Annotated in this window: 20 protein-coding genes; 10 read left to right on the top strand and 10 right to left on the bottom strand. The window is 32.5% G+C overall.

The features are described from left to right. The first annotated feature begins 50 nt into the window (after positions 1-50). The 4 genes from MHB47_RS03485 to MHB47_RS03470 are packed head-to-tail and all read left to right on the top strand — an operon-like array spanning position 51 to position 3047. Entirely contained in the window at positions 51-797 is a 747-nt protein-coding gene (locus MHB47_RS03485; protein ID WP_002511462.1) for an amino acid ABC transporter ATP-binding protein, read from the top strand. After that, positions 797-1651, top strand: a complete 855-nt coding sequence (locus tag MHB47_RS03480; RefSeq protein WP_340755173.1) for an amino acid ABC transporter substrate-binding protein — start codon at positions 797-799, stop codon at positions 1649-1651. The genes MHB47_RS03485 and MHB47_RS03480 overlap by 1 nt, the downstream gene beginning before the upstream one ends. Then, the gene (locus tag MHB47_RS03475) at positions 1651-2334 is read left to right on the top strand and encodes an amino acid ABC transporter permease (RefSeq protein ID WP_002506924.1); all 684 of its coding nucleotides are present in this window, start codon (positions 1651-1653) and stop codon (positions 2332-2334) included. The genes MHB47_RS03480 and MHB47_RS03475 overlap by 1 nt, the downstream gene beginning before the upstream one ends. Positions 2335-2348: 14 nt before the next feature. Next, the gene (locus MHB47_RS03470; RefSeq protein ID WP_340755171.1) at positions 2349-3047 is read left to right on the top strand and encodes an amino acid ABC transporter permease; all 699 of its coding nucleotides are present in this window, start codon (positions 2349-2351) and stop codon (positions 3045-3047) included. Positions 3048-3118: 71 nt separating this feature from the next. Here the strand turns inward: MHB47_RS03470 and MHB47_RS03465 are convergent, their stop codons facing one another. The 4 genes from MHB47_RS03465 to MHB47_RS03450 form a co-directional block, all read right to left on the bottom strand. Then, complete coding sequence (locus tag MHB47_RS03465; protein WP_002511464.1) at positions 3119-4198, bottom strand: PTS sugar transporter subunit IIC; 1080 nt, start codon at positions 4196-4198, stop codon at positions 3119-3121. Between the two features lie 185 nt (positions 4199-4383). Then, positions 4384-4731 carry a transcriptional regulator, SarA/Rot family gene (locus MHB47_RS03460; protein WP_285322003.1) on the bottom strand — a complete coding sequence of 116 codons (348 nt, stop codon included), beginning with the start codon at positions 4729-4731 and terminating at the stop codon, positions 4384-4386. 350 nt (positions 4732-5081) lie between these two features. Further along, the gene (locus tag MHB47_RS03455; protein WP_002506919.1) at positions 5082-5441 is read right to left on the bottom strand and encodes a hypothetical protein; all 360 of its coding nucleotides are present in this window, start codon (positions 5439-5441) and stop codon (positions 5082-5084) included. A gap of 14 nt (positions 5442-5455) precedes the next feature. Next, a complete protein-coding gene (locus tag MHB47_RS03450) occupies positions 5456-6508 on the bottom strand; it encodes an LLM class flavin-dependent oxidoreductase (protein ID WP_340755166.1) in 1053 nt (350 codons plus the stop codon). 496 nt (positions 6509-7004) lie between these two features. Here MHB47_RS03450 and MHB47_RS03445 point away from each other — a divergent pair, with 496 nt between their 5' ends. After that, positions 7005-7754, top strand: a complete 750-nt coding sequence (locus MHB47_RS03445; RefSeq protein ID WP_340755164.1) for a CHAP domain-containing protein — start codon at positions 7005-7007, stop codon at positions 7752-7754. A 188-nt stretch (positions 7755-7942) separates the two neighbouring features. Here MHB47_RS03445 and MHB47_RS03440 read toward each other — a convergent pair whose 3' ends face one another. The 3 genes from MHB47_RS03440 to MHB47_RS03430 all read right to left on the bottom strand — a co-directional run bounded on the left by MHB47_RS03440 (position 7943) and on the right by MHB47_RS03430 (position 11054). Further along, positions 7943-8440, bottom strand: a complete 498-nt coding sequence (locus MHB47_RS03440) for a hypothetical protein (RefSeq protein WP_340755162.1) — start codon at positions 8438-8440, stop codon at positions 7943-7945. Positions 8441-8564: 124 nt separating this feature from the next. Beyond that, positions 8565-9956 (bottom strand): Na+/H+ antiporter NhaC, encoded by a 1392-nt coding sequence (gene nhaC / locus MHB47_RS03435; RefSeq protein ID WP_340755160.1) that lies wholly within the window; start codon positions 9954-9956, stop codon positions 8565-8567. A gap of 27 nt (positions 9957-9983) precedes the next feature. Continuing rightward, the gene (locus MHB47_RS03430; RefSeq protein ID WP_340755158.1) at positions 9984-11054 is read right to left on the bottom strand and encodes an NAD/NADP-dependent octopine/nopaline dehydrogenase family protein; all 1071 of its coding nucleotides are present in this window, start codon (positions 11052-11054) and stop codon (positions 9984-9986) included. A gap of 258 nt (positions 11055-11312) precedes the next feature. On the opposite strand from MHB47_RS03430, the gene MHB47_RS03425 reads away from it, so the two are divergent. The 5 genes from MHB47_RS03425 to MHB47_RS03405 all read left to right on the top strand — a co-directional run bounded on the left by MHB47_RS03425 (position 11313) and on the right by MHB47_RS03405 (position 14722). Further along, positions 11313-11684, top strand: a complete 372-nt coding sequence (locus MHB47_RS03425; protein ID WP_340755156.1) for a DUF4870 domain-containing protein — start codon at positions 11313-11315, stop codon at positions 11682-11684. Positions 11685-12023: 339 nt separating this feature from the next. Beyond that, positions 12024-12491 (top strand): CHAP domain-containing protein, encoded by a 468-nt coding sequence (locus MHB47_RS03420; protein ID WP_340755154.1) that lies wholly within the window; start codon positions 12024-12026, stop codon positions 12489-12491. A gap of 370 nt (positions 12492-12861) precedes the next feature. Beyond that, positions 12862-13182: a DMT family transporter gene (locus MHB47_RS03415; protein ID WP_107514632.1), complete on the top strand. Its 321-nt coding sequence runs from the start codon at positions 12862-12864 to the stop codon at positions 13180-13182. Next, positions 13182-13496: a DMT family transporter gene (locus tag MHB47_RS03410; protein WP_340755152.1), complete on the top strand. Its 315-nt coding sequence runs from the start codon at positions 13182-13184 to the stop codon at positions 13494-13496. The genes MHB47_RS03415 and MHB47_RS03410 overlap by 1 nt, the downstream gene beginning before the upstream one ends. Before the next feature lie 269 nt (positions 13497-13765). Beyond that, positions 13766-14722 carry a 2-hydroxyacid dehydrogenase family protein gene (locus MHB47_RS03405; RefSeq protein WP_340755150.1) on the top strand — a complete coding sequence of 319 codons (957 nt, stop codon included), beginning with the start codon at positions 13766-13768 and terminating at the stop codon, positions 14720-14722. Between the two features lie 101 nt (positions 14723-14823). Here the strand turns inward: MHB47_RS03405 and MHB47_RS03400 are convergent, their stop codons facing one another. From MHB47_RS03400 to MHB47_RS03390, 3 genes are all read right to left on the bottom strand, one after another. Then, complete coding sequence (locus MHB47_RS03400; protein WP_340755148.1) at positions 14824-15948, bottom strand: FAD-dependent monooxygenase; 1125 nt, start codon at positions 15946-15948, stop codon at positions 14824-14826. 181 nt (positions 15949-16129) lie between these two features. Continuing rightward, a complete protein-coding gene (locus MHB47_RS03395) occupies positions 16130-16906 on the bottom strand; it encodes an N-acetylglucosaminidase (RefSeq protein WP_021338435.1) in 777 nt (258 codons plus the stop codon). A gap of 25 nt (positions 16907-16931) precedes the next feature. Continuing rightward, positions 16932-17165 (bottom strand): hypothetical protein, encoded by a 234-nt coding sequence (locus MHB47_RS03390; RefSeq protein WP_002511467.1) that lies wholly within the window; start codon positions 17163-17165, stop codon positions 16932-16934. Positions 17166-17352 lie beyond the last annotated feature (187 nt).

The following is a 17352-nucleotide window of genomic DNA, read 5'->3' as shown; positions in this document are numbered from 1 at the left end:
TAAGAATTAATATGATATTTTGTATTTATTGACATACTGGGGGAAATTGAATGATTACAGTTAAAAACATCATACATAAATACAACGAGAACACGATACTTAACGACGTTGGCTTTGCACAAGAACAGGGCACGGTTACTGCAATTATAGGGCCAAGTGGCTCCGGGAAAACAACTTTACTTAGAACGTTAAACGCACTCGCGCTTCCTAAATCTGGCACCATTGAAATCGGGGATGAAACATTTGATGCTGCACACCATACAAATAAAGATATTGCTAAATTACGTCAAAAATCAGCTATGGTGTTTCAAAATTACAATTTATTTAAAAACAAAACAATACTTGAAAATATCACTTTAGGTTTAATACATGGTCAAAATTACACTTCCAAACAAGCTAATGATATTGCTACATCTTATTTAGAGCGCGTGAATTTATTAAATCAAAAAGATAAATACCCTATTCAGCTATCTGGAGGTCAAAGCCAACGTGTAGGTATTGTTCGTGCACTTGCGCTCAATCCAAAAGTTCTTTTATTAGATGAACCTACTTCTGCTTTAGACCCTGAATCAATTCAAAGCGTCTTATCTCTGATTAGATCGATTGCTCAAGAAGGTATGACGATGGTACTCGTTACACATGAAATACAATTTGCAAAAGCAATTGCTGATCAAGTTATATTTATTGATGATGGGCAAATTATCCATCGTGGAACGCCACAAGAAGTATTGGAAGATTCAAAATCTGAGAGAATCCATCGCTTTTTAAACAGAGTTGAAACGGAGCGTGACATTTAATGACATTAAAAAGAAGTTTCACATTTTTATTAATGTTAATGATGGTTTCCGTACTAACAGCATGTGGTAATAATGATGCTTCCAATAGTAATTCTCAGAAAAAAGAAGTTAAAGTAGCACTTTCTGCTGAAGTTAATCCACCTTATTTATATACAAATAAAGATAATGAGTTTGTTGGCTTAGATATGGATTATATGAAATTAATTGAAAAGAAATTACCTCAATATGATTTTAAATATGAAGTCGGTGAAGAGGAATCGAATTTAGTGGGGATTGGTTCAGGCAAGTTTGATATGGGGATAAATTGGTTTTTCAAAACACCAGAACGTGAAAAACAATTTCTCTATCAGGATGTGCCTTACAGTTATGCGCTACCTTTATTAGTAGTAAACAAAGACAACAATGACATACATAGTTTACAAGATTTACCTGATAAAAAAATCACTCCTATGGCACCAAGTGGTGGTTTATATTCTATACTCACGCAGTTTAATAAAGACCATAGTCCCAAAATTGACATCAACACAATACAAGAACCTTCAAATGGAGACAATTTAAAAATGGTCAGCCAAGGACGTCGTGATGCCATGTTTTTAAACTGGAACACATATAAAGCAATCCAAGAACAGATAAATGCCGACGTTAAAATAGGTGGTATTGTGAAGAAAGAACCATTGCATATCGTTTACAATAAAAAACACCAAAAACTTCACGATGACGTGGATCGCGCAACCCAAGAACTTAAAGATGAAGGCAAATTACAATCACTTTCAAAAAAATACTTTGATATAAATGTCTTTGATGATTTAAGTGAAATTAATGAGCAGAAAGATAAATTGGAGGTGACAAACTAATGGGATCAGTCAATTGGTTAGATTTGTTTGGACAAGTGTTACAACAATTACCTTTAACTTTATTGATGATAATTGTTTCTCTCTTTTTCGCAATCATACTTGGTTTTATTTTAGCAATGATTCGTATTAAAAAGACAAAAATACTCGCTCCTATTGTAAGAGTTTATCTTTCATTTATACGGAGTACACCATTATTATTACAACTCTTTTTAGTATATTTTGCATTACCTCAATTATTGTTACTTATTCATATAGATATTAACCATTTCAGTAGATTGTTTTTTGTTATCTTAGCATTCACTTTACATACAGGTGCATACCTTTCTGAAATTATCAGAGCAGGTTATCAATCCGTGGAATATAGTCAAATTGAAGCTGGATTAACAATTGGTTTATCTTATCCTAGAATTTTAAAAGATATTATTATACCTCAAGCTTTACGAAATAGCATACCAAATTTAACAACTCAAATCATAGAACTTGTCAAAGATACTTCATTGGCTTTCACCATTGGTATCATCGATATGATGGGACAAGTCAAACTAATCATTGGAAACAATTACGGACTCGGTATGCTAGAGGTTTATATCGTAATTTCAATCATATACTGGATTATTGCTCTAATTATTCAAGGTACCTTTACTTTAATTGATAAACGAACACAAAAACCATATAGCGTTTAAGGAGGAAAATCATTTTGTCATTCATTCTATATACTATAAGTGAAGTGCTTAAAGGCGTGCCAAATACAATTATTATTTCCATTGTAGCTATGTTCGTAGGTCTTATTATTGGGACGTTATTTGCGATTATTCGTATCAAACATGTACCTGTCTTATCTCAACTTATAATCGTGTATAATTCGTTTTTTAGAAGTACACCATTAATCGTTCAATTGTTCATACTATATTATGGAATACCTTCATTTATACTTTTTTTAAATGATCGGTTCACTTTGACAATCAATCCTGACATATTCTCACCTTTAGCGATTGCCTTTATCGTCTTTTCTTTTCATGCCGTAGCGTATCTTTCTGAATCAATTAAAGGCGGTCTTCAATCCGTAGATCAAAATCAAATTGAAGCTGCGCAAACTGTCGGACTATCAAAATTCAGCATTTATAAAGAAATTGTATTACCACAAGCTTTTGCTTATGCATTGCCTAACATAGAAAATCAATTCATTATGTTAATCAAAGGTACTTCCCTAGCATTCGCTGTTCAAGTAACTGAAATTATGGCAGTCAGTCGTGTTATTGCAAATGAAGGTTATCGTTTTATTCCTGTTTATACAGTAGCAGCTATATTTTACTGGTTGTTAGCAATAATATTAGAGTTCGTCTTTGCGAAAATGGAACGTAATACGACGCGTTACTTAAGAGCAAATGCTTCTTAGATAACGATATCAAACAAAAAACTGTTTCTGAAATGTTATTTCAGAAACAGTTTTTTTGTAATTTATTATATTTAAGCTAAACTTTCCATGCATTCCGCTTTAAGTTTATAATATTGTTTTACTTTTTTCGGCATTGTGCCATGTTGTAATTCATCTTTAGTAACTATAGGATAGTTTTTAAAAACAACTGAGCCTATATAACCACAAAGTGCACTTCCTGATGCACACATTAGTGCCACAATTATTACAGTTAATGCATTATTAAATCCAAACATAACCATAAGCCCAGCAATTGGTGTAGCTGTACCTGTCGCATCATTTACTAAACCAAACATAGAGATAATTACACCTGAGAGCGCACCACCTACAAAGTTTGTTAAATATACTGGTACTGGATTTGCTGTCACAATGTCAGCTTGAGATAAAGGCTCTATTGCAACTGAAATCGTTGTTTTACGATCTCCAAACTTCATACGCTTAAATAATACAAAATTCATAAATGATGAACCAAATACTGCTAAAGCACCGATAGCCATTGGTGTACCAGTTAATCCTAATAATGCTGTTAATGCCATTGAGCTTAACGGTGCAGTAGCAACAACAGTAATAATACCACCAAGTACAATGCCCATTAGAATAGGACTTGAAGTCGTAGATTCTTTAATGATATTTCCAATTTGTAATAACGTCGCATCTACTAATGGTGTTGTACCAATAGCAATTAAACGTGTAATAGGTGCGATGACAATAATCGCTGCAATTAAATCAAGCCCATCTGGTAATTTTTGTTCCATCCATTTCATACCGAAACTCGCAATATAAGCTGCAACAAAGCCAGGTAAAAGATCCATGCTTCCACATGAAACAGCAATTACAAATGCATAAACTGGAGATACACCCATAGCTAATGCTACGAGTCCTGCAGCTGCAACACCGCCAAGTCCTCCAGCTGCATCACCTAAATCTCCTAAGAATGGAATACCAAACAAGTCTCCACCTACATATTTATGAAACGCTTCTACTAGAAATGAAGCAATAGCTGCGTTAGCAAGGGCCCCCATGGCCTTGCCTCCATTTGGTGCTTTACTCGTGAACAATGTAAACAAAGCTAAAACAATCCCTAAAAATATGATCCCGATTAATAAATTCATAAAAACACCTTTCCAAACCGTTTTGTATGCGCTTTCATTAGACAAATATTAGTATAGCACATTTAATTTGGTTCTCAAATCATATTTTCGTACAATATATAACTATAATTATAAAATTACATTATTCAGAATATTCAAATCATTTAGACTTACGTACAACCTTATTATCATCAAGCTTTCACACATTAAAACTGTTCTTGTAAGTTCTCAATAAGTTCATTAATTTTATCACGTTGTGCTTGATTTATATATACTACTACAGTTCTTTCATCTATATTGCTTCTTTTTTTATTTAAAAAATCCATTTTTATAAGCTTTTGTAAAGCCTTCGTTAAATAGTATGGTTTCAATTCTGAGTATTGAGCAATTTCTTTTGCAGTGACGTCATTTTCTTTACAATTATACAGATAATTTAATATCAGTACCTCTTCGTAATTTAGTTTATAGTTCTTTTTCGTTGTTTTAAAAAACTTCCTACCTTGTTGATAAGTTGTAATAAGTTCATTTAGTGACTTGAAATTTTGTTCATTCACAAAACCACTCCTTTTGTTATATCTTGATGTTAGTAATTTAATTTTATCCTATTTAACGCCTTTAATTCAATATGCTTAACTATGAAAAATATGAACAATTCCTACTCTTTTTTTAATCTTTTATTTTTATTTTTAAATTTTAGTGGTTCATTCACCCTTTTTATTACTAAAAAAAGACATAGGTATAAAAATTTCAATTATCAAATATCTCTATTTAAAATAATGCATTTTGATATTTTAAATGAGCTATATAAATTCATACAAAAATGCACAGCAAGTGTTAGACTATTATCCAACATTTGCTGTGCATTTAAACGATTGCCATTTTAAATGATTGAGTTCTATCATTATTATTTTTTCTTAAGATCAACTGTGTCTATGAAGCTTAATGCTGCTAAACTTGTTAAATCTAATGCATGTTTAGCACCTGCTTTACCATGTCCTGCTTCAAAGTGTTTAAATGCTGCTACACCTAAAACTGAAATTGTTATAAGTGATGCAATACGTGATAATCTTTTACTTGCAAAGCTTAAAACGAAAAATACAGCACTTAATGCTTCAAGTGCTCCTGCCAATGGCATTGCATTCGATGGCAAATTAAACACTTCAACAAAAGATTCTTTCATTGATTGATCACCTTTAAGTTTAGGTTTTGATGCATCATATAATTCCTTAGCTAATTTTAAATTTGTTAAATAACGTAATATCATTACAAACGCTCCTTTTATTTGTTTTCAAAATATTTATCTACAATAGGCTTTACTCGCTCTGCTAACAATTTAATTGTATTGATTGTTTTATCATGTGGCATAGAACCTACAGGTGTATGCAGCATAAAACGAGTAAGGCCTAGTGCTTCAATTGTTTCAATTATCTTTTGTGCAACGGTTTCCGGACTTCCAACATACAAAGCGCCATGTGGACCTGCTTCACGATCGAAGCTGTTTTCATCATATGGTGGCCAACCCCGTTCTTTGGCTAATATATCATGACTCGCTTTTACTGATGGGAAAAACTCACGTTTTGCCAACTCATCTGTTTCAGCAATGTACCCCCACGAATGCGTTGCTATAGGCAATTCATTTATATTATGTCCGTAAGATCTAGCAATAGATTTGTACATATCTATATTTCTTCTAAATCTTTTTGGATCACCGCCAATTATAGCATAAGTTATAGGTAATCCTAATGCTCCTGCTTTCAATGAAGATTCTGGCGTTCCTCCAGTTGCAATCGTAATTGGTAAAGGCCCATGTTCCGCCTTAGGATAAACACTTAAGTTTTCAATAGAAGGTCTTAACTCCCCTTCCCAATTTACAATTTCCTCTTTATTAATGGTCAATAATAAATCTATTTTCTCATTAAAGAGTTGTTCATAGTCTTTTAAATCATAGCCAAATAATGGAAATGATTCAATAAATGAACCTCTTCCTACCATTATTTCTGCACGTCCATTAGAAACTGCATTTAATGTAGAGAAACGTTCATAAACTCGAACAGGATCATCTGAAGATAATACTGTTACTGCACTACTTAACTTTATATGCGTTGTATTACGAGCTGCTGCTGCTAACACTGTAACGGGATCAGATACTGCATAATCTGCTCGATGATGTTCTCCCAAACCATATACATCTAAACCATATTGGTCAGCTGTTTCTATTTCTTCTATTATATTTCTAATTCTTTGTCCATTACTTATAGCTGCTTGTCGTCCATTTTCCATATGAATATCAATATTATCTGCAAATGATGTCAAACCAAGTTCTATTTTCAAATAATCACCTCACAAACTAAGTATAATTTTTATACTTCTATATTAAATACTTCATTAGAACATGTCAATTTCAATGCTCTAATTCTTTTTTTCCTATTAGAACAGCATTTAATTTACATTAACCTTAATTTAATACTTTTTATATAGTATTTATTTAAAGCGTTTTTTCAAATATTTAAATAACTAAATTCTCTCATATTTTATTGTTTGTAATTTTCTGTTATTTTACAGCTTTGTAATAAACTGAAGTGCAATTATACACTGTAAATTTTGTAAAGGTTATATTAACGGCATTTTAAGCCTAAAATGCCTCTTCTCCTTTTGTTACATTACGCACTTCATTATTAGAACTAAATTACAAAACGATAACAAACCCCACAAACAGAGTTTTTTCTGATAAAGTAATTCTTGTCGTTAAAACAGCGAAAAAAATTATAAAAAATGTCTTTATGAGACTGGGATAAATGATTTACAATTATTAGGAGGAAATTTAACAATGAAAAAAATCGCTACAGCTACTATCGCTACTGCAGGAATCGCTACTTTTGCTTTTGCACAAAATGATGCAGACGCTTCAGAAAATAACAATGGTGGATATAACCCAAATGATCCAACATCATACAGCTATTCATATACAATAGATCAACAAGGTAACTATAATTACACTTGGCAAGGTAACTGGAACCCAAGCAATGCTAACCAAGGTCACAACAACAATGCTCAAAGCAATAACAGTGGTTATAGCTACAATCAAAATGCTTCTACAGCTACTAACAGTAACTCAAACCAATCATATACAACAAATAACCAAGGTACTGGTGGAAGCGGAGCTGTTTCAACTTCTACTTCAAATAGTAATGTTCAAGTAACAACTACTAGCGCACCATCAAGCTCATCAAACTCAATGGCTAACACTTCAGGGTCATCAAGCAACCTTTATACTTCAGGTCAATGTACATATTATGTATTTGATAAAGTTGGCGGTAAAATTGGTTCTACTTGGGGTAACGCAAACAACTGGGCAAGCGCTGCAGCTGCATCAGGTTACACTGTAAACAACTCACCTTCTCAAGGTTCAATCTTACAATCATCAACTGGCGCAATGGGTCACGTTGCTTATGTTGAAAATGTAAACAGCGACGGTTCAATTAACGTTTCTGAAATGAACTACGGCCAAGGTGCTGGCGTTGTTACTTCACGTACAATCTCAGCTAGCCAAGCTTCATCTTACAACTATATTCACTAATAAATGTTTTAAATAAAAAAAGACAATCCTCATGGATTGTCTTTTTTTGCTATTTTTTCTTAAAGTTCTTCACTTTAGTGATTATTCAGCTATAGTATTAAATGGAAAAAGGGGGCCGAGATAGAAATCAAAATTTGATTTCTATCTCGGCCCCTTTTATGTTTCAGTCTTCTAAAGTCTTATACTTATTAAAACCAATATGCTATCGCTATCCAATATATAAAGGCCATCAAATAAAGTAATGGAAAACTTTCTAAAGCTTTGCCTTTAATCCGTGTATATAACACAAATATACCTATTATGAGTAAAATAACTGAAAAAATAAGTCTTACAATAAACATTGTTTGCAATGAAATTATTGACGTCGCTGCCAACGGTAAAATCGCTACTACGATTGTTAATATAACAATAATAATCGTGTAGTAAATTGTATCGCTACTCTTATTTCGATGAGAATTAATCCAAAATATAATGAGTCCAAATATCGTAGTTAGTAAAATTTCATGTATTATCGTTGAACTATTTAACAATTCGGTCCTATAAAGTAATATCGCTACAATATACAATACAAAACCGATTGAAAAATAGATTATAGAAGGAGTCTTTACTTTTTTATCTACATTGAAATATTGATGAATTCCTGATGCCAATAGTAATATCGCTACAATTATCACTAGATATAACATAGAATCACCTCATCCATAGTTATATATAACCGAATTATATATTTTTAAACTTATAGTTCATTATTTATATTAAGAATTATAAGTTTTTCTCTTTCAACGATATAGACTTAAATCATTTGGTTTATTAACTCTTTGCTTTTTTAATGCCAATACCTGAAAATCCATAAAAAATTGCAAATATGATACATAGATAACATGGTACTGCCCAAATAAAGAATTGATCCACTGATACACCTAACTGTTGTGTATAATAAATGCCTGATGTTCCCCATGGAATAAGTGGAATAATCATTGTACCTGAATCTTCTAGTGTTCTTGATAAATTAGAACGATCTAAATCCATATCATTATACATTTCCATCATTAACACACCGACCATGATAATGACTACAGATGCCACACCAGCAGCGAGTACCATTATTAGGCTACCGATGACGGTCGCTAGTATTAATTGTCCAACTGAATTAATGTTTTTGGAAATTGTTTTCAAAATAACATCTAAACAACCAGCTTTTTCAACAATACCTGCGAAGGCATAGCCACAAAAAATAGTAACAATGATTTCTGTCATACTCATCATGCCGCCTTGCTCAATCAAATTAATGGCTCTATCCGATAAATCTCCACTACTTGACGCCACCATGCCTTTATTAAAACCATCGAAAGTGGACTTAAATCCATCTACAATGTTAAATCCATGATTAAATGCGCCAACAATGATTGCACTCAAACTTGAAATAAGCATTGCAGGTACAGTCGATATTTTTAATAATAAACACGTAATAATAATCAATAAGGGAATCCATACAAAAATATTTATATTATAAATTTTAGTTAATTCGCTAAGCATTTGATTCACTTGTGACGTATTAGTATTTCCACCAAATTGCATACCTGCAAAATACCAAACAATTAAGCCGATAATTGATGCTGGTATAGTCGTCCATATCATGGCTCTTATATGCGCAAATATATTCACTTTTGTTACTAAAGCTGCTAAATTTGTCGTATCTGAAAGTGGTGACATTTTATCACCAAACACCGCCCCTGCAATTATGGCACCTGCTGCCATACCTGGTGTAATATGTAATTGTGTCGCTATAGCCATTAGCGCTATGCCCGCTGTAGACGCAGAGCCCCATGCTGTCCCTGTGGCAACTGAAGTAATTGCACATATAATAAATGCAGATACTAAAAATAAATTAGGGTCTAAAAATTCTAACCCATAATAGATCAAAGCTGGGACAGTACCTGAGTACATCCATGTACCTACGATAATTCCAACCGCTAAAATGATAAAGATAGCTGGCATTGCTGTAGCTAAGCGATGTGTGATACCTTCTTCCAAATCTTGCCATTTCAACCCAACACGTCTTGCTATAAACGCAGCATATGCTGATGCTAAAATTAATAAAGCTTGTATTGGAATTTCAAAAACAACAAATCCTGTAATTACTATTATAATCATTACTATAATAGTAGAAATTGATTCTAAAAATGTTGGTTGTCTTGTCATACACAGTCCCCCTATTGTTAGTTTAAATTAATTAAGCCCCAATTTTTCTTTGCCTAATTCATTAATAGTGAGTCCTTCTTCAAAAAAGTCACGCTCTAAAATAGTAGATGCTAACACAATGATGGCATCAATGTTTGGCGTTTCAACCTCAATTTCACGACCAAGACTAGACCATAATACGAGTCCGTATGCAATATCTTCTGTTAAATAACGATTTTTCACATGGTTTGGTCCTTTGATTTGTGAAAATACTGGGCTCGTGTTAAACAATCTATTTAAAGGTTCATCTTCATCTTTTTTTTCTAAATAACCACGTTCAATACGTGCTTCTTTAGCTGGAGACAATTCAAAGCCTAACTTACGTCCTAAAGTTAATCGTTCCAACTCTACTGCGTGTAATAAACGAACGGTGTGTTTCGTTATACCTTCTTCATATAATGCAAAGTCATCTGCATAATCGATGCGTCCTACATTGAGTAATGTTGGGCCTGGATGCACTTCTGGATTCCCATTCTCAAGATTTGTTTTCCAAAGGCTTTCCTCTTTTACAACATATGGATATAACGTTTCAATTTTGTCAAAGCTGTTACTTAAATATTCTTTATCATATGTTGAAAAATGAACTTTTCTTACATTTAACGATAAGTCCACGTGAGCTTCATCAAAATTCACTCTTGTCCCATAAGTTAATGTGTTCACTTCAGCAAATATCGGCATAACTTCTATACGCATATCTTCTAAGACGTTCATAAATCGAATTGAGGCCATTGCCGCTGCGATATTAAAGAAAATTAATTGCTTATCATTAATAAATGGTGCCATCGTACGTGCATAATGCTCAATAAATGTAGATGGTATAATAACTTGAATGATTTCTGCATCACTAACAACATATTCCATGTCATCACTGATATCAGTAAATTCAATGAACGTTTCTTCTCCTTCATTATTAAACGTAAACCCACCTTGTGCTATCGCCTTGTCAAACTTATCAATAGATTGATTTCGACAATATAACTTCACCTCATGTCCTTTATGTTTCATATCTAATGCTGCTGTAACAGCACCATTTCCTGATCCTACGATTGCTATCTTCATAAATACCCTTCTTTCTCTAATGATTTGTATATATGAGTGTTTTAAACATTACTATAATGTATATCCAATTTAGATTTCTGATAAACACTGGTATTCAGCCTATCCTTAGTTGCATTATATTCATTTGTTTCATCCCATTAAATGCACTATATTTTAAAATGCTCACTTTGCTAATTTTTAAATTGTAGCCTTTCAAATTAAATATCATTTAAGAATAAAATTTGTTATAGTTATGCTAATAAGGGAGGCGTGATTCATATGGATCAACAATATAATACAAACCAATCTTCTACAGTTATAAATCAAGAACCAAGTAGCGATGATAGATTAATGGGTACTTTAATCTATGTGTTAAGTTTTTTCACTTCATTAATAGCACCACTAATTATTTGGCTCATTAAACGTGAAGATTCACCATTCATTGACAAGACTGGTAAAAATTATTTCAACTTTTTACTTTCTTATATGATTTGGCTAATCGTTGCTTCAATAGCGATGTTTATCATAATAGGTTTTATCTTATTCCCTATCATAGCTATTTTGAATTTTATATTTACTATCGTAGCTGCTGTAAAAGCATATAATGGAGAAGACTATTTACCACCACTTTCAATTAGATTTTTCAAATAAAATGAATCTAAATTTTGTGACTTATTACAACTGTTGTAATACAAATTAGTTATTTTGAATGTTAAGTTATTGTAAAACCTTATACCATAGCTTTTTACAAACCATTACAAACCGATACCTTTCTGTAACCTCACATGTCGTTTATTACAACGATATGTGAGGTTTTTTTAATTGTTTTACAAAAGCGTAACAAACCACACAAACCTAAATTCATCTGTTAGAGTATTACTTGTCGTTGAAAGCAAAGCGAAAAATAAAACATTAACTTTAAAGACTATCGAACGAATAACATAAATAATAAATATTAAGAACGTACAAATTTGGGAGGATTTTTTAATTATGAATAAATTAGTAACAGCAACAACTATCACAGCAGGTATCGGCGCAGCAATCGTAGGATTAGACCAAGGAAATGAAGCAAGTGCAGCAGAGCAAACACAACAAACAACTCAAACTACTACACAAGAAACTTCAAGCTCAAGTGCTAACTTATATACTTCAGGTCAATGTACTTGGTATGTATTTGATAAAGTAGGCGGAGGTATCGGTTCTACATGGGGTAATGCAAATAACTGGGCTTCAGCAGCTTCATCTGCAGGCTACACAGTTAACAACTCTCCAGAAGCTGGATCAATCTTACAATCATCTGAAGGACCAATGGGCCACGTTGCATATGTTGAAAATGTAAACAATGACGGTTCAGTAACGGTTTCAGAAATGAATTATAGTGGCGGACCTTACTCTGTAAGTGAACGTACTATCTCTGCTGGTGAAGCAGGTTCATATAACTATATCCACGTTAACTAATATTCGCTACTACAATATAAATTAGAATATTTCAGAGTGCCAACAAAGTCTAGAGCTTTGTTGGCACTTTTTTGTGCGTGTTTTTCGTGGGCACTTCCTCATCCTATAGTCTTCATATTATGCTTGATTAACTAGTCAATCATCGGAGTATAATACTACCCCTTTTTAAAATAATATACTCAATCATTCATCAATATCCGTTTATAGAGATAACCACATCAAAATAAATATGAGGACATCACGCGCTATAGTTAAAACAAATTAAAAAAACAGCGTTTAGCACTAAATTTTTTTATATAATTTTTAATATTGCAGTATAACAGAATATTTGAGAAAATAAGAGCGTTTGATGAAAAAAGGAGGCACAACGATGCAATGGTTTAAAGTTATACTTGCTGGACTTATAGAAATATTATGGGTCACTGGCTTAAACACTGCTGATTCGTTACTTAGTTGGATTGGTACGATCATCATTATTATTATAAGCTTCTTTCTTGTTATTGCTGCGTGTAAATCATTACCCGTCGGCACTGTTTACGCCGTATTCGTAGGTATTGGCGCAGTCGGTACTGTTTTAGTGGATATGTTATTTTTCGGTGATCCTTTTAACTCTATGAAAATTATCTTAATTATACTATTGGTAGTAGGTATTATCGGTCTAAAATTAACTACAGAGGAGGCTGAAAACTAATGGCTTGGTTTATTTTACTCATTGCAGGTCTATTAGAAGTAATTGGTGTAGTCATATTAAATGAAATTACACGCACTAAAAGGAAATCATTAGTCGCTCTATTAGCAATTGCTTTTATCTGTAGTTTTAGCACGCTCAAAGTAGCAATGAATGACATTCCTATGGGAACTGCTTATGCAATTTGGAGTGGCATCGGTACTGGCGGTGGCACACTTGTAGGTATGTTAATATACAATGAATCTAAAAATGCAAAACGTATATTCTTTATTGGTTTGATTATTTTTTCCATAGTGGGCTTAAAGCTCATAAGTTAGAAAAACAAATAATAAAATAGACTTTCTAAATCATGTTATAAAAATAAAAGCAATAATTCATTATTTAATAGTGAATTATTGCTTTTTTTGGTAATAGCTATGTATGACTTATATACTTTATAATATATAAAGAAGCAACAAAGAAATCGTTTTCTATAGCTTTTTCGTCATTACATAAAAAGAACACACAAGTATTTCTTTAATAAATATAATAATTTGTTTAGTGCTTTGAAGTTTACTATACTAAATATATAATGGAGGGATTATACATGGTAAAAGTTTATATCGTAGGTCCAGTACCTGAAGTAGGTTTTGACTTGTTAAAAGATCAAGGTTATGAGGTTGAAATGTATGAAGGCGAAGGTATCATTGATAAAGATACTTTAAAGCAAGGGGTTAAAGATGCTGACGCTTTAATTAGTCTGTTGTCTACCAACGTAGATAAAGAAGTAATTGATGCAGGTAGCAATTTAAAAATCGTCGCAAACTATGGTGCAGGTTTTAATAACGTAGATGTAGCCTATGCTCGTCAAAAAGACATTGACGTTACAAACACACCAAAGGCTTCAACAAATTCTACAGCTGAATTAACTTTTGCACTCGTACTTGCAGTTGCAAGACGTATCGCTGAAGGTGATAAATTATGCCGTACAACTGGCTTTGACGGATGGGCACCATTGTTCTTCCGTGGCAGAGAAGTTTCTGGTAAAACGATTGGTATTATTGGCTTAGGTGAAATTGGTGCTGCTGTAGCAAGACGTGCCAAAGCGTTTGATATGAATGTGCTTTATACTGGCCCTAACCAAAAAGTCGATAAAGAACGTGAAATCGGCGCCAAGTATGTAGACTTAGAAACTTTATTAAAAAACGCAGATTTTGTAACAATTAACGCTGCATATAATCCAGATTTACATCATCAAATTGACACTGATCAATTTAAAATGATGAAGTCAACGAGTTATTTAATTAATGCTTCGAGAGGGCCTATCGTTCATGAACAAGCTTTAGTACAAGCTTTAAAAGATAAAGAAATTGAAGGCGCTGCTTTAGATGTTTTCGAATTCGAACCAGAAATAAACGACGAATTAAAATCACTAGACAATGTAGTACTCACACCACATATTGGTAATGCGACATATGAATCTCGTGATATGATGTCTAAAATTGTTGCGAATGACACAATTAGTAAGCTAAATGATAAAAAACCTAAGTTTTTAGTAAATTAATGAATTAGTTGCTAAAAGCTTAGTTCTAAATACTTAGTACAAATTAAAGCACCCATCCATTAAAAATATGGATGGGTGCTTTCTATTAAAATATTCCAAGTTTATTTACTTTTGGATTTATATAAAAACTTAGTTTGGTTCGTAATTAATTTATTGGGCAAAGCCTTTGCAATGCCATTTCTTACAGCTACAACCAGTTTATTACTACGTTGTGCGAGTTTACCTATTTTTCTAGAGCGTGTAATTACTTTTTTAGTATGTTTTACACGTAATTTATCATAGCGTTGTAACGCCTCATCAAACGAATATGACTGAAGACAATTTGCTAAGACTATCGCGTCTTCCATTGCTTGTCCAGCGCCTTGTCCCATGTTTGGCGTCGTTGCATGCGCTGCATCACCAAGTAAAATAGCACGTTGATAAACAAATGTTTTCAGTGGTTTTAAATCATAAATGTCATTTAATAAAATATCTGTTTCGCTTTGTTTATCTAATACGTTTCTTATTTCATTTGGAAAACGATTAAATCTGGCTTGTAAATGAGGTTTGCCATAGGTTTTCATTTTACTATCTTTTTCTTTAGCATTAATAGAAATAAACCAATAGGCTTGGTTGTTTAATAAAGGTACAACCCCTACTCTTCCTTTCGGAGACCAATACTCTTTAGCAATTTGAGCATCTTTAATATCCACATCTTCTACCAATCCTCTAAACACTGTATAACCTTGATATTCAGGCTTACTATTAGGTTCAACCGTATTTCTTATCTTAGAATGTACACCATCTGCACCAATACATAAATCAAATGCTTCTTGCTGTTGTGTATTAAAATGTAAAGTCACTTTTAAATCGCCATTATCAATATGAGTCACAAAATGATCTGTATAGATTGCTTCTTCCGGCACATAAGATTGAATCACATCTATTAAATCTTGACGAGACATTGTTAAGTTCACCGTATTCTTTTTTAACTTCACTTTGGATAGCACGTTATTTTTATCATCTCGCACTTCCATTGTATCAATGATTTGCCCAACATTTTTAATGCCTTTTGCTAAATCATGCTTTCCTAATTTTTCAATAACGTTACCACCAATGCCGATACCTGCACCTATTTCAGCTACTTCATTGTTTTTTTCAAATACTTTGACATCATGTCCTTGTTCAATTAATAATGCTGCAGTTGTTAATCCACCAATACCCGCGCCAACTATAGCTATTTTCATTTTCAATTCACTCCAAATTTTCCTAGTCTATTCGATATTAACACTTTTATAAAACTTTATATTAATAAGCTCTTTGATATTAGCCTAAGTATTGTCAATAAGTCATCACACAAAAAAGATAACAAACGTATCATGAAAACACCCTGTTATCTTTCGTCATAAATATATTATAACTCAATTTTTACAAATAATAATCCTTATTAATATGATCTTTCTTTATACCCAGTTTATCATAATAAACCTTCATAAATGTGGCGATGTTTTCGTCCCATTCTACATCACTTGCATATTGGTGTTCTCCAGGTGATTTAGGATTCCAACGCATTTGATACAATGATAATTGTTCATTTTCAAAGTAATTACCTCTTATAAATTTAGCTCCACCCATAATTGCGCGTTCTGGTGAAGTCCAAGATTGCTTTTTAGCAAAACTGCTACCTGTGTGTACTGCATTTTCATCAAATGCACCTATACCGTAAAAATTATAGTAATGCTTACCATCATCTTCTATACCTTTAGCCAATTCAGATTTACCATTACCTGTTTCAACAAGCGCATGGCTCACAAGGTATAACACATTAACTTCATATTTGTCTTGTGCTTTTAAAAATGCATCACCTTTATTTTTCAATATCCCTTTATCTTTTAAAATATCATTTACTTCTTTTTCTGACATTGACACTTTTTCAGAAATATCCATATGATTCAAGTTATCTTTGTCATCATTTACATCCATAGCTTTTTTAACATCAGCTTTTGAAGCCTCAACAAATCGACCGTTTTTTTCTGTCATATTGAGAGTGCCTTCACCAAGTTGCTTATCTACCGCTTCATCAAAAGAATGTGTCTTTTTATCATCAAATAGGTGTGTTTCGTTTATAATTAATAAAATCGTAAATACAATGATGATAATGAGCATAATAAATAATGTTAATCTTTTCTTTATAATTTCATTCATTATATAATAACTCCCTAGCTTACACTTATTTAGTTAATGTAACATAAGCAATAATAATAGCAATTAAGACAACTACAAAAGAAATGTTAAGCGCTATCCTCATAGCTTTCTTATCTCTAAACAACATATTGAATATCATTAAACTGATGACTAATGAAACTGCGAACATTGTAATAGCCATTACCATATTCATCATTATTAAAAAAACAACTCCCAAAACTAGAAATACATTTGAGATAACCGCCATGATTTTAATCATTTTCGCGTTGATAAGCCTTCCACTCCTCGCCCTTAAAAATATATAAAATTTAATTCTAATAATAGAAATTGTATCATATTTACCATTGTTTCAATATGTCATTTTTAAAACAATAGGCTGAAGCGCTTCTATAAAAACTGCTTATCTTCATAAATGAAGTAGAAGTTCTTTAAAAGCTTGATATAAG

The organism is Staphylococcus sp. FSL K6-3157, assembly GCF_038005145.1.
Classification (GTDB): Bacteria; Bacillota; Bacilli; order Staphylococcales; family Staphylococcaceae; genus Staphylococcus; species Staphylococcus equorum.
The sequence above is the reverse complement of the archived record's forward strand: the minus strand, read 5'-3'. Positions and strand labels throughout refer to the sequence as shown.